The sequence below is a fragment of the Coxiella endosymbiont of Ornithodoros maritimus genome, assembly GCF_907164965.1.
GTDB lineage: Bacteria > Pseudomonadota > Gammaproteobacteria > Coxiellales > Coxiellaceae > Coxiella.
On record NZ_CAJRAM010000009.1, the window covers coordinates 1 to 13073 of the forward strand.

Genomic DNA, 13073 nt, shown 5'->3' on the forward strand with positions numbered 1-13073 from the left:
CCGCCCATTTTGCTATTCGTTTTAACGAGGATCTTAAATGTTATCATCAACGGAAGCTAATGTTTCCTTTTTAAGCTTGTTTTAATATCGATGTGTCAAGATAGTCAGGTTTTAATAAAAGATACTGAGGCTGATTGTATGAGGCATCCAATATTTCACAAGTTTATTTCGAAATTATTAAATTCCCCCAATTCTAAATGGGATTAGAATTATTATTTTGGTATCATTAAATCGAAGTTACAGAGCGAGCTTGTGAAACGGATAATCTTAATCTGTTGAAATATTTTATCATTGCCACAGAATATCATGTCTATCAGCCTCTTTTTTTACGGACGGTAAATCCCCCCTAATAGAAGAGCGCTTCACATACTGCAGCTAAATTTAACCAATTAGTAATAGTAAAATATTTAATTGAAGAAGAAAAAGGATGTGACCCAAACCAGTTGTTGCCTGGTGGACTCACGCCGTTTCAAGAGACAGCTTATGTGGGTCAGCTGAAGTTGTTAAGTATTTAATTTCTCATCCAGAAATTAGGCTGGATGAGGTGGGAGAACAGGATCACTAGGATCGCTTCGGCACAGCGTTGTTATAATGCATTCTACGCCTGTAAGCAAGTAGAAGCGGGTTTAACCGAAGCTGGCGCGAAGGTTAATAAGGGCGCCCAGCGAGCAGTCACTGGAATAACTCGAGCTCCGATAAAAACAGCCGCAACGAGATTTGGGGCGGCACAAGAGCTGACACCATTGATGGGGGCGGTTAACTGATTATTTTCTCTCAGGGGTGTGAAAAATAAGAAGGATGCGTTAGTTCAACGGGAGATTCTGATCATGCTGTTGGACGCCGGTGCGGACCCGAATCTAAACCCGTTGCTATGACATTGCTACAACGTGTTATTCAATATCACGATCTCGAGATCATAACGTAATTGATTCATCACGGAGCGGATGTGAATCAAAAAGGACGTAACGGAGCTATTGCATTGATGATAGCGAGTCAAAGGTGACTTGAGGAGGTTGTTGATCAACTCATTCAAGCAGGTGCAGATGTTAATCTAAGCACTACATTGTAGTACTCCTTTGTGCTTTGCATGTAATCGGGAGTCTGTGCGCATGCTGAGAAGTCTCATGAGGGGGGCAAATCCTAATGCGTCAATAGTGATTTATCTACGCAATAGGTTTTTTGAGGGTAATCCGGGAGAGCGTCCTAATTTTTGACTCCACTTAGAATGCTGAAATGTAAACTGGATGCGCTTTAAAATAGACGCCACCTGACCGGTGTGCAGGAAGGACAGCTGGCTAATTTAAGTGAGATTTATGATCTTTTATCACGGTGGGTAATTAAGAATAACCGTGCAGTTAGCAGCACCCAGAAATCCTGATTAAGAAACTATCAATGAATCATCTCACTCCCCGGGTAAGTACGTGTAAATTTATGTGACGGAGACGAATATATTGAATGATTTTCACGGGAATGAAACATTAAGGTCGAACACGGCATTGAATAGCCGCGAGTTGGACCTTCTGTTGGGCGAGTTGTTTCAGAAGCGAAGGAGTTAGGTAAAGAACGCGCATGGCGACAGCCCCGCTGTCGAGCTGCAGAATCAAGGTATTGCCTGAGATATTCATCACATGACAGTGAGGTACGAGTTCTTTGGGGAGAAAGCGAGCCAGTAGCTTTTCGAGTGTCGCGATTTGATTGGCTTTTTGGGCAATCGTTTTGAGGTGCCCTGTTTGAAAACAGCGACTGATTCGCTTAGGATCCTCGGGCGGTATTTGGTTCATTTTATTAAAGAAAATTCCACTTTTTTGTTGAATGATATACAATGCCGTCTATGCTTGGCAACATTATCAGGAAAGCTTTCGGTACGCGTAATGAGCGTTTGCTCAAAGGCTATTCCAAAATAGTATCAAGAATTAATGCCCTAGAGCCAGAAATCCAGGCCTTTTCCGCTGCCGACCTTCGCGCTAAAACCAATGAATTCAAAAAACGCTTAGTCGATGGAGAAGGGCTCGATGCTTTATTGGCGGAAGCGTTTGCGGTGGTTCGGGAAACCAGCGTTCGCACGCTCGGGCTTCGTCATTTCGACGTCCAAATAATTGGTGGCTTGGCTCTCCATGGTGGAAAAATTGCTGAAATGCGTACTGGTGAAGGTAAAACCTTAGGTGCTACGATGCCAGCTTATTTGAACGCATTGACGGGCAAGGGCGTTCACATCGTCACGGTAAATGATTATTTAGCTAAGCGTGATGCTGAATGGATGAAGCCTATTTATGAATTCCTCGGCTTGACGGTGGGCGTTAACGTGCCTGGAATGGAGCCAGTTGAGAAACAAGTGGCTTACGCGGCTGATATCACTTACGGCACTAATAACGAATTCGGTTTCGATTATTTACGCGATAACATGGTTTTTGATTTGGATCAGCGCGTGCAGCGGCCATTGCATTACGCGATCATTGACGAAGTGGATTCAATTTTAATTGATGAAGCTAGAACGCCCTTAATTATTTCAGGACAAGCGGAAGAATCATCGGATCTTTATGTAGAGATAAATAAATTCATCCCTCAATTAAAATTGCAAAAAATGGAAGAGGGGCAAAAAGAAGAGGCAGTTCCCCATGAAAATCGAGGGGATTATACGCTGGATGAAAAAAATCGACAGGTTTATCTGACTGAACAAGGGCATCGTACGATCGAAGCGTTAATGATAAAGCAAGGGCTTATGCAGGCCGGAGAAAGTTTATACGATGTCTCTAATATATCGTTGATGCACTATGTTTATGCTGCTTTACGCGCACACACGCTTTTTTATCGAGACGTTCATTACATTGTAAAAAATAATGAAGTCATTATTGTAGATGAACATACGGGCCGTTTGATGCCGGGACGTCGTTGGTCGGATGGTTTGCATCAAGCCATAGAGGCAAAAGAAGCTGCAACTATTCAATTAGAAAATCAGACATTGGCTACTATTACGTTTCAAAACTATTTTCGCCTTTATGAAAAATTATCCGGTATGACTGCCACCGCGGATACCGAAGCCTTCGAGTTGCAAAAGATTTACGGACTGGAAGTGGTTGTCATCCCCACGAATAGACCCATGATTCGCCGCGATGAACCTGATCAAGTTTACTTAACGGCGGATGCAAAATTCGATGCGATTGTTAATGAAGTCAAGAAACGTCATGAGAAAGGTCAGCCGCTGTTGATTGGCACGGCATCGATTGAAGCATCAGAATTAGTCGCATATTTTTTGAAAAAAGCGAATATTAAACATGAAATTCTCAATGCAAAAAATCACGAACGCGAAGCCAAAATTATTGCTGAAGCGGGACGTCCTGCTGCAGTGACTATCGCCACGAATATGGCGGGTCGAGGAACTGATATTGTTTTGGGTGGTAATTTGGAAGCGGAAGTAAGTGAATTAGATAACCCGACGGAAGAAGAAATTCAAAAACGAAAAGCCGATTGGCAGGAGCGTCACGATGCGGTGATTGCAGCCGGTGGTTTGCATGTGCTGGGGACGGAACGTCATGAGTCGCGGCGTATCGATAATCAGCTTCGTGGTCGATCCGGTCGGCAGGGAGATCCCGGTTCCTCGCAATTTTATCTCTCTATGGAAGATAATTTATTGCGTATTTTTGCGGCGGAACGGATGTCTAACATGATGCGTCGTCTCGGTGTGAAAGAAGACGATGTGATTGAACATCCGTGGATTACTCGTGCGATTGAAAAGGCTCAACGTCGTGTCGAAGGAATGAATTGTGACATTCGTAAGCAGTTGTTGGAATATGACGACGTTGCCAACGATCAGCGTAAAGTGATTTATCAACAACGTTTCCAGTTACTTCAGACGGATGATATTTCTGAGACGATTGAAGCTATTCGTGAAGAAGCGGTAAGCGAAATGATTAGTTCGTTTGTGCTGCCACAGAGCCTGGAGGAAGAATGGGATATACCCGGGCTAGAAAAGCAAATTCGTGAGGATTTTGGTTTGGCTTTGCCGATTGCGGAATGGCTTGAAAAGGATGAAACGCTTCACGAAGAAACGCTTCATCAACGCATTATTGATGAAATTACTAAAGATTATAAAGCAAAGGAAGCAAAAACCGATCCCAAGGCCATGCGTGAAGTAGAAAAGACGCTGATGCTGCAATTGTTAGATCATCATTGGAAAGAGCATTTAGCGGCGATGGATCATTTGCGTCAAGGCATTCATTTGCGCGGTTATGCTCAAAAAAGTCCTGCACAAGAATATAAACGCGAGTCTTTTGACTTATTGACGCAAATGCTTAGGCAGATTAAATACGAATTAACGGCGACTTTGTCGAAATTAGAAATCGCAACCGAAGAGCAGGTCGAACAACAACAGCGTTTATACCAACAGTCTGCGCCGGAGCTACAATACCATCATGCGAAAATGACCGCACTACAACCGGAAAAAGAAGTAGCTGTTGCCGAACAAGAAGAAGCAACCCAACCTTTTGTGCGCTCTCAACCCAAAGTAGGTCGTAACGAATCTTGCCCCTGTGGCAGCGGAAAGAAATACAAGCAATGTCACGGAAAATTAAGCTAGTTTCTGTTGCTGTCGGCATTGTCATCAATTCTCAAAATGAAGTTTTGGTTTCGCTGCGCCCAAAGCAAGCAATCCAGGGAAATTTATGGGAATTTCCAGGCGGAAAAATAGAAGTTTTTGAAGATAGTTATCAGGCGCTGTGTCGTGAATTAAAAGAGGAAGTGGATTTGACGGTGATGGCGGCCGAAGCGATTATGAAAGTTCAGCATTGTTGTGGCGATTATGAGGTTGCTTTAGAAGCGTGGCGGGTAATTAAATTTGAAGGTGAAGCGCGAGGATTAGAAGGACAATGTATTCGCTGGATGCCGATTAAAAATATATCCGAGTTGCCTTTCCTCGAAGCGAACCAAACCATCATCAGCTACCTAATAACACGATATTATTACCCATAAGCCACACCAATTTCAATTTATGAGTTGTTATCTCTGACTGCGCGGGAATGATGGACTTTACACCCCGTTTAACAACAAGTAGCCCGTATGCAGCGAAGAGGAATATAGGGAAAATACCATTAAAAATTTCATATTATTTCGATTTTTAAATTCGACAGCAGTTTAATTTGAAAGAAATTTCTTCGGCAATTTCCTTCGTATTCTTATCGTTGACATGCAGCGGTAGAAGGCGAATAACAAGGTGGTGCTTGCCAGCACAAATTTCCGGATAAATTTTTTTTCAACAGGTAAAGTTAATTGAATTAATTGGCAAGGCGAAGTGGCATTTAACATTTGTTGATAAAATCCTTGACAAGCGACTATATTTTGTGGCGAGCTGACTTTCGCGAATTATTTGTAAAATGGCTCTCACGATATTAATTAGTGGTTCAAATTCTTTGGCCCAATTTTGCAAATCCTTGATGCGATTCTCGCTGGGTTGTTGTAGCCATAGCGCATAAGCAGGTGTGGTGAAATTGCAGGGGCCGGCGGGGGGATTCTATAGATGAGAACGAATTTGAGTTAAAAAAGCATTTTCGCGGAGAGGCTCACCGATTTTGCGTGCTGTATGATGTAAGGAACAACGTAACGATCTAATGTGTCTAACAAGCCTTGTAATTTATGATTATCCACCTCTGGTGAGTGTTTTAATTGTAAAAGCCTCGATGTTTGTTGAGTTAGAGTTTGTGTTAATTTTGTTTTTAAATCGGGTCGGTCGATCACGTTTAATGCTTTGAGTAAAGCTAGCATAGCTAGATGACTTGCGGCTGGGGCGGGTTCGGGTATACGCTCATGAAGCTGACGAAAAAGATGTTCCAGCCAAAGGCAGATTCGCATCGGCTCATTAAGCGGTTGTTCGTAAGTAATCGTTGTTGCGAGCATTGCCGGCCTACTTATAAGCCATCGATGTCTCATCATAACACATTTTTTGGGTTATCGTGTCATTGGCGAAATGAACGGTGATTTTGAACGAAAAAGGTGGGGTTTGTGGAGCGATAAGGGTTAATATCGAGCCCGCCCCGTCGGGTGTAGCGTGCTTGAACGGTTAGTTCTCGCGGGCGACATTGTCGCAGGATATCCATAAAAAAACGCTCTACACAAGCTTCGTGAAATTCTTCATGATTGCGATAGGAAATAATGTACTTTAGAAGTTGGGCATGATTGATTTTAGGTCCTGTATAATGAATCTCGATACTGCCCCAGTCAGGCTGTCCCGTAACCGGGCAATTGGATTTAAGGAGATGGGAATAGAGAGTTTCGGCGACTATTTCTTGGGTGGTCGATAGTAAGTTTGGATCGGGGGTATAAGTGTCAATGGCTATATCTAAGTTGTCCAGAAGGCTTTCCTTTGAGGAATAGGTCGCTGGTATCTCGGTTTCGTGCAGGATTAAATTAACCGTGACAGATTCGTTGATGCGTTTGCTAAGATCGCGTTTCATGGTTTCCCAAACGGCGGCTGCGTCGCCAAAACGTTCGTTGTTAAACGAATTCAAATACAGTTTAAATGATTTAGATTCAATTAAATGGGAGGAAGTGGCAGGAATTATAAATTCACCCCTGGCGGCAAAAGGTTTCCCTTTTTCATTTAACCAAGACAGCTCATAAGCATTCCATAGGTCATAACCATAAAAAGGCAGTGGATCGCTAACGTTAAACGTTTTTCGATTTAGCGCCCTTGGGATAGGCAATAATAAATGAGGGGCGTATTCCTTAGGATACACCGTTGTTTTCCCAAGTTCGGATTTTTCGTGTAAGACTCGTAAAGTGCTCATTAGTAGCCTTATGGTGTTGTTTGTGTTTGTGCGATTTGCAAATACTTATAGTGTAGATCAAAAACTGCTTTGCGCAAGACAGGGATCGTCTGATCATTAACAATCATGTCATCGGCGATAGTGAGCCGTTTTTCGCGTCGGTTCTGTGATTGTAGGATAAGTTGAATTTGTTGATTAGAAAGTTGATCGCGCGATTTTGTACGTTGTATTTGCAGCGTTTTTGGCGCATCCACTACCAAGATTCGATCGATAAAATCGACCGACTGCGACGCCTCGGCAAGTAAAGGGATCGCTAAAATACAATAAGGCGCTTTGATTTTTTTAAGTTGGGTTTTCATTTTCGCAATGATAATCGGGTGTAATAAATGCTCAAGCCATTGTCGATCGTTAGGATTTTTAAAAATCAGTTCTCGTAATTTAGTGCGATTTAAAAATTTTCCCTTAGTAAGCACTGCATTTCCAAAATGATTGACAATTTTTTTAAACGCCTCCTGATCAGGTTTTGTTATTTCATGAGCGATTTGATCAGCGTCGATGACAGGAGCGCCTAATTCTGCAAAGTAGTTGGCAACAGTACTTTTCCCGCTTCCAATGCCACCAGTTAATCCAATCCGTAACATGGCACCTCCTTTATAAATAAGAAATTAATTTGTGTGTTAGAACCGGACTCGATAAAAGGCTGATCCAACCCGCTACAGCAATAAAAGGGCCAAAGCAAGCGCCCAACATACTGACTATTTTAAAATTGCCACAGGCCATTCCCTCTTTTTTACGAATTAATTGATAAAACGGGGCGGTAATCCATAGAAATCCGTAATCTAGTATAGCGTCAAATATTGCTTGGTAAGGTGATGCGAACATACAAGAGAGGCTAAGAGAAAGAGAAAACCATAAAGTAGGGAGTGTGATTGCGTCGGGTAAGAGTTGCGTTTTTAAATCAATAAGAAAAAGCAAAATTAATACTCAGGTAAGTAGTAATTCTGCCAGCGCTTGCCAGCTTATCTGATAACGAATCGCAATAGCCACTGATAAAATGGCGCACAGTAATTCAAGTATGGGATAAAGCGGCGACATTTTTTCATGACAATAAGCGCAGCGACCGCGCAAGGTTAAGTAGCTTATTAACGGCAGGTTATAGCGAATTTTTAGAATTTTTTGGGATCGGGGGCATTGGTAGCGTGGGGTTGCTAAATTAAATTTTGGTTTGGGTTCGACAGGTAAATTAAGGTATTCCTGGCACTCTCGCCACGAACGCGCGGCGAGCAAGGTAGGATGGCAGACGATGAGCACGTTAAGAAAACTGCCCACGATCAATCCGGTGACGGCGATTGCAAGGATCGCTATATAAAAATGAAATTGTAAAAAAGAAATAATCTGCATTTCTGTTTTTCGCTTGAAAGTTGCTCCTAAAGAGCGGAGCCAATTCGGAATACGGATAAATACATAGCGACAATTAGTCCGCCGATTAATAATGCTAATACTATCATGATAGCTGGTTCCAGGCACTTGCTGAGACGATCGTAACGCTCGTCTATTTCTTCCTGATAAATAGCGGCCACTTTATTCAACATTTCGTTGGGTGTTCCGGAATTTTCACCGATCTGAATAAGCTGGATTGCCTGGGGGGAAAAGCCGCAGCGTTCAATGGTGCTGCTAAAGGAGAGGCCTTCGCTAATCCAACAAGTCAGTTTGTCCGTGGCTTGTCTTAAAGCGTGGTTACGGATTATATGATTAGCGGTGATTAACGCTTTGCTTAAAGGGATACCTGCTGCGCTCAGGGTCGCTAGCACTTTTACCCAAAGGGTTATCATTGTATTTTGAATACCCTTTCCAATGAGTGGAATTTTTATTAATGCGTGATCAACGGACGTGGAGAATTTGTCTGAATGTTTTTTTGCATACATAAAAACAAATAGAAAAAGGAAAAAGCTAAAAAAATAAGTAGTCCATAAGCGCGCACGCTGTGGGCGAGATTGATGATCACTGGAGTGAAGCAACAAGGCAGTTGCGAACCAAATTTAGAAAAAGTATTTTGGAATTGCGGGATGACGAACTCCAATAAACCAATGGTAACGCCTATGGCAATTGAAAGAACGGTTAAGGGATAGCGGATTGATTTTTAAATTTTCTTCTTAAAAATAAACAAACCTTCTTCATAATGAATTAATAATTTTAATAATTCGCCAAGCTCCCCACTTTGCTCACCGGCATGAATTATTTCCCGGTGAACGGTATGGAAATAGTGGGGGTAAATTTTTAACGTCTCAGAAAGGCTTAGACCGTTTTTGATTTTGCTCCAAATGGCTAAGATTAACTGGCGCAATGGGTCTGAATGAAATCCTCCCGGCAATAAAGCAAGTGCTTGAACGAGCGGGATTTCAGAATTTATCAATAAATTTAGTTGACGAAAAAAGTCCAAAATATTTTTTGATCTTATGCTATTTTTCGAGTATTTAAGCATAGTTATTTTCAGATTGAATCACCCGGTAAATTTCGTTGAGGTTTGTAATACTCGATTTTGCTTTATTCAAAGCTGCCTGCCACAAAGTTTGCATACCCTCTTGTATGGCGCAGGCATTAATTTTTTGCGCCGATCGTTTTTGTAAAATAAGTTCGATAATAGAAGGAGTAATAGGTAGAATTTCATAGATTCCCATATGCCCATAACATCTTTTTAAACAAAAGGGGTAGGAAATCTTCGTTGCTTGGCAATGAACGCAAAGCTGTCTGATGAGTCGCTGAGCAACCACGAGCTTTAACACTTTAGTAAGGTTGAACGGCTCGATTTCCATATCGATTAATCGTGTAATGCATTCGACGGCGCTATTGGTATGTAAGGTGGATAAGACTAAATGATCTGTATGTGCAGCGCGAACAGCAACGGAAGCAGTTTCAAAGTCATGAATTGCGCCCACCATGATAACATCGGGATCTTGTCGTAAAAAAGCGCGTAATACAGCGGCGAAATTAAGTTCGGCTTTTGGGCGAATATTAGCTTGGTTAACCCCTGCTAATTGTATTTCAATGGGATCTTCTACGGTGGAGATATTTTTTTTTGAGTTGAGTTAAGCTGATTAAGCGCGGCATAAAGTGAAACCGTTTTTCCGCTTCCCGTGGCTCCTGTGATAAGAATCAACCCTTGGGGTGTTTGATTTTTTTCATGATGAGTTGCTTCGGTTTTTCTTCTAAACCCAACTCTTCAAATTTTAATAAATGATGAACGGGGTTCAGTAAACAGATGAAGATTTTTCCCGAATAAAGTCGGACAGCTACTAAGTCGGCAGTCACGTTTAAGATTGCTAAACGTTGTAAAATGAAAGCGCCCATCCTGCGGCAAACGTTTTTCAGAAATATCCAATGCAGCCAGTACTTTTAGCCGGCTGGTCATTGCCGATGATTGTGTATTCGGCAAGGGAGTAGTAGTATGTAGAACCCCATCGATACTCATTCGAATTCGGTAATGTTGTTGCATCGGTTCAAAGTGAATATCTGACGATTCTCGATAGATGGCGTCCGTGAGCACTTGATTTACTAACTCAATAATCGAAGATTCGCCTCGTGAAGCTGTCTCGTAAATTTGATGACTCGCGAAATTATTTATTAACGCAGCGAATGATTTATAGGGGGTAAAAACAATTTTGTATTGTTTATTAGCCTGAAATTGGAGTTCTTCGATTAAGCGAAAATATAGCGGATCGCTAATAGCTAGCTTGGGTGATTTTACTGCAAGGGGAATGAAAGCATAGCGCATTAAATATTTCCGTGGTATTTCATGAAAAAGCGATGGGTTCAGTTGTTGAATCTCTAAGTTAATTGCTTCTAAAGCAAAGTAAGTTGCGTAGACTTCTGCTATTTTTTCTGAGGATGCTATTTTGTCGGTAACTAAATAGTACAGCAACGGTGATTGTGCCCCCGCCACCTATTCAATAGCACTGGCAATTTGGCTGTTAGTTAACGCGTTTGTCTGCAATATAAAGATGAGCGAGGCCCTTGACCTTAGTTTGCATAACCAGCCGCCACGCCTCCGCCGCTGGAGACCCAAGTCAACCCTTCGCGTTCGGGGGTCGTGTTAAGATGTAATTGTCTTTCGCTTCAATCCCATATTTTACTTGAGGCGTGATTGTGATTACGCCATTTTGAATTTCGATGGCATCGACCAATCCTGTTCCACTCCCCGCCGGTATAGCAGGAGGCACGCCATTATCGCCCGCTGAGCATTCTGAAAGCTCGTTTGTCATTTGGTAACACTCTTCGACCCCTCCTAGTTTGTAGGGCGCCCTGGCCTGGACGACTTCCTTAAAACGAGCCCGCCGAGTGTAGGTATGATAAGAAGAAATAGCGATTATAATCAAAATACCAATGATAGCAATCACGATTAGTAATTCCATTAATGTGAATCCCGCCGTTCGATTTCTCTGCATAATAACTTCCCCAAAAACGAGATGCCTTTATAGGCGAAGGAGAATGAAGTTGCAATACAGGGTTTTGATGATTGCGGTATCCGCCAACTTGACCTCCCGCCCCGCTTACGTGATGATAAGCATCACGCCGGCCGGTGTAGCTCAGGCGGTAGAGCAACTGATTCGTAATCAGTAGGTCCGCAGTTCGAGTCTGCGCACCGGCATTCGAAAGCGGCAGTCAAGATGAGTTGTTTGATGTGAGGGTAAAAAGTGTGCATCAAAGTCCAGCTTGAAAAATTTAAATTATCATTAAGGGTTAAACAATCAAAAATGGATAAAGAAAAAAACACTTTTTGTTGAGGATCTCGACTCAATATGTAATATAGAAGAGAATCCGTTCGAACGAGTAGAGATCCTGCTTTTGATGCAAGCGATTATGTTCGCCTCGGAGAAATGGTGAACCATCATTTAAAGCCGTTAAAAGTGAATCTGAAAACCCGTCAAAGCGTGGAACTTTGATGGATTTTTTAAAATCATCAGATTTCAGCCCGTAGGTTGGGCTGGGCTTGCAAAGCTCAACGGCTAAAATACCCGATGGGCTTGGATTTTATGCCAGAATTAAAACTCTTGGATGAAAACATTATTAGTGCTTTTGAAGTGACTGAATAAGCTTGGCAGAATGATGCCTTATCAACTATAAGAAAATGCTATAAAATACGCTACTCTATCTCCCGGCTAACGTTTTCCACTTCTCGGTTTAGGTACCTGGAAATCACCGGAAAACGAGCTTTACACCGCTATACGCAAAATCATTGAGATCACTTATCGTCATATCGACTGTGCTCCCATCTATTTTAATGAGTCAACCATCGGTAACGCGTTAAAGGATGCAATCAAGGTGGGTGATGTGGTACGCGAAGAATTGTGGAATAGTGACCACGCGTCTGAAGATGTAGAACTCGCTTGTAAAAAAACGTTAAACGATTTACGACTGGATTATTTAGATTTGTATTTAATAACATTAGGCCGGTGACACAAAAACATTCGGTGGGTTATAAAATCCCTGAAAATGCGGACGCTTTTATTCCATTAAGCAAATTACCTATCGCTTCTACTTGGAAAAGTATGGAAAATTTGGTCGGGCAAGGATTAACAAAGTCCATCGGTGTTTCTAACTTTTCGATTAGCCGAATGGAAGAGTTATTAAATCAAGCATCCTTTAAAACTACAGTTAATCAGGTCGAAAGTCATCCTTTTTTAGCGAAAAATGAACTATTAAATTGTTGTCGAAAAAATAATATTATTATGACTGCTTATTCACCACTCGGCTCAACCGATCGTCCGGAAACGCGCAAAGCTAAAGATGAACTTTCTTTATTCGAAAATCCAGTAATAAACGCGATTGCCAAAGTACAAGCCACACCGATACGCCGTTGTTGGCCACCCGAGAGTTCATCGGAATAACGCTGTGTAAACTTTTGAGGATTTAAATGCACCATTTCGAGCAATTCAGCAGCACGTTGGATGCACTTAGCTTTCGGATAATGCAGCAGTTTTAACAAGATAGTCAGATTTTTTCCAATTGTCATATGAGTGAATAATCCAATTTGCTGAAACACATAACTGATGGAGCGACGCAGTTCGCTCAGGTTGTACTCCCTAACATCTTTTCCTTCAATTTTAATTGTTTCCGAGGTGGTTCGATAAGTCGATTGATCATTTTCATGAGAGTGGTCTTACCACTTCCTGAAGAACCCAGTAAGACAAGGGTTTCAGCATCTTTGGCTTCAAAGGAAACCGAATCAACAGTGGGGGATTTGACCGAGCGGTAGAATTTCGTAATGCGGTCGGGCGTGATGATGATGCTATTGTAGCGGATGGAGCGGATTGTAAACAG

At 42.1% G+C, this 13073-nt stretch carries 10 protein-coding genes, 1 tRNA gene and 6 pseudogenes; 7 read left to right on the top strand and 10 right to left on the bottom strand.

Features of this window, described 5'->3' with window-relative positions; all coding sequences use genetic code 11:
* Positions 1-395: 395 nt before the first annotated feature.
* On the top strand, positions 396-515 hold the full coding sequence (locus OWO34_RS09445; protein ID WP_323808251.1) for a hypothetical protein: 120 nt from the start codon (positions 396-398) through the stop codon (positions 513-515).
* Positions 516-1103: 588 nt separating this feature from the next.
* A complete protein-coding gene (locus tag OWO34_RS09450; RefSeq protein ID WP_323808249.1) occupies positions 1104-1214 on the top strand; it encodes a hypothetical protein in 111 nt (36 codons plus the stop codon).
* 264 nt (positions 1215-1478) lie between these two features.
* Here OWO34_RS09450 and OWO34_RS00695 read toward each other — a convergent pair whose 3' ends face one another.
* The gene (locus OWO34_RS00695) at positions 1479-1823 is read right to left on the bottom strand and encodes a DciA family protein (protein ID WP_267256202.1); all 345 of its coding nucleotides are present in this window, start codon (positions 1821-1823) and stop codon (positions 1479-1481) included.
* A gap of 8 nt (positions 1824-1831) precedes the next feature.
* Here OWO34_RS00695 and secA point away from each other — a divergent pair, with 8 nt between their 5' ends.
* Complete coding sequence (secA, locus tag OWO34_RS00700) at positions 1832-4573, top strand: preprotein translocase subunit SecA (protein ID WP_267256224.1); 2742 nt, start codon at positions 1832-1834, stop codon at positions 4571-4573.
* Entirely contained in the window at positions 4552-4965 is a 414-nt protein-coding gene (locus tag OWO34_RS00705; RefSeq protein WP_267256203.1) for a (deoxy)nucleoside triphosphate pyrophosphohydrolase, read from the top strand. The genes secA and OWO34_RS00705 overlap by 22 nt, the downstream gene beginning before the upstream one ends.
* A 145-nt stretch (positions 4966-5110) precedes the next feature.
* Here the strand turns inward: OWO34_RS00705 and zapD are convergent.
* The 8 genes and pseudogenes from zapD to OWO34_RS00740 form a co-directional block, all read right to left on the bottom strand.
* A pseudogene (gene zapD / locus OWO34_RS00710) lies at positions 5111-5922 on the bottom strand (cell division protein ZapD).
* Between the two features lie 23 nt (positions 5923-5945).
* Positions 5946-6776: an NADPH-dependent 7-cyano-7-deazaguanine reductase QueF gene (queF, locus tag OWO34_RS00715; RefSeq protein WP_267256204.1), complete on the bottom strand. Its 831-nt coding sequence runs from the start codon at positions 6774-6776 to the stop codon at positions 5946-5948.
* Positions 6777-6784: 8 nt separating this feature from the next.
* Positions 6785-7396 (bottom strand): dephospho-CoA kinase, encoded by a 612-nt coding sequence (gene coaE, locus OWO34_RS00720; protein WP_267256205.1) that lies wholly within the window; start codon positions 7394-7396, stop codon positions 6785-6787.
* 10 nt (positions 7397-7406) lie between these two features.
* Positions 7407-8156 (bottom strand): annotated as a pseudogene (locus OWO34_RS00725) (prepilin peptidase).
* A gap of 26 nt (positions 8157-8182) precedes the next feature.
* A pseudogene (locus tag OWO34_RS00730) lies at positions 8183-9237 on the bottom strand (type II secretion system F family protein).
* Positions 9230-9823, bottom strand: coding sequence for a GspE/PulE family protein (locus OWO34_RS09645; RefSeq protein ID WP_407647509.1), 594 nt, complete (start codon positions 9821-9823; stop codon positions 9230-9232). The pseudogene OWO34_RS00730 and the gene OWO34_RS09645 overlap by 8 nt, the downstream one beginning before the upstream one ends.
* Positions 9811-10695 (bottom strand): annotated as a pseudogene (locus OWO34_RS09650) (GspE/PulE family protein). The gene OWO34_RS09645 and the pseudogene OWO34_RS09650 overlap by 13 nt, the downstream one beginning before the upstream one ends.
* 77 nt (positions 10696-10772) lie before the next feature.
* Positions 10773-11197 (bottom strand): annotated as a pseudogene (locus OWO34_RS00740) (pilin).
* Between the two features lie 130 nt (positions 11198-11327).
* Here OWO34_RS00740 and OWO34_RS00745 point away from each other — a divergent pair.
* From OWO34_RS00745 to OWO34_RS00755, 3 genes are all read left to right on the top strand, one after another.
* Positions 11328-11400: transfer RNA gene (locus OWO34_RS00745), tRNA-Thr, on the top strand.
* A 587-nt stretch (positions 11401-11987) separates the two neighbouring features.
* Positions 11988-12209 (top strand): aldo/keto reductase, encoded by a 222-nt coding sequence (locus tag OWO34_RS00750; protein ID WP_267256225.1) that lies wholly within the window; start codon positions 11988-11990, stop codon positions 12207-12209.
* Entirely contained in the window at positions 12206-12640 is a 435-nt protein-coding gene (locus tag OWO34_RS00755) for an aldo/keto reductase (protein ID WP_407647508.1), read from the top strand. The genes OWO34_RS00750 and OWO34_RS00755 overlap by 4 nt, the downstream gene beginning before the upstream one ends.
* On the opposite strand, the pseudogene OWO34_RS00760 reads toward OWO34_RS00755, so the two are convergent.
* Positions 12640-13073 (bottom strand): annotated as a pseudogene (locus tag OWO34_RS00760) (ATP-binding cassette domain-containing protein); the annotation flags it as partial. The gene OWO34_RS00755 and the pseudogene OWO34_RS00760 overlap by 1 nt on opposite strands.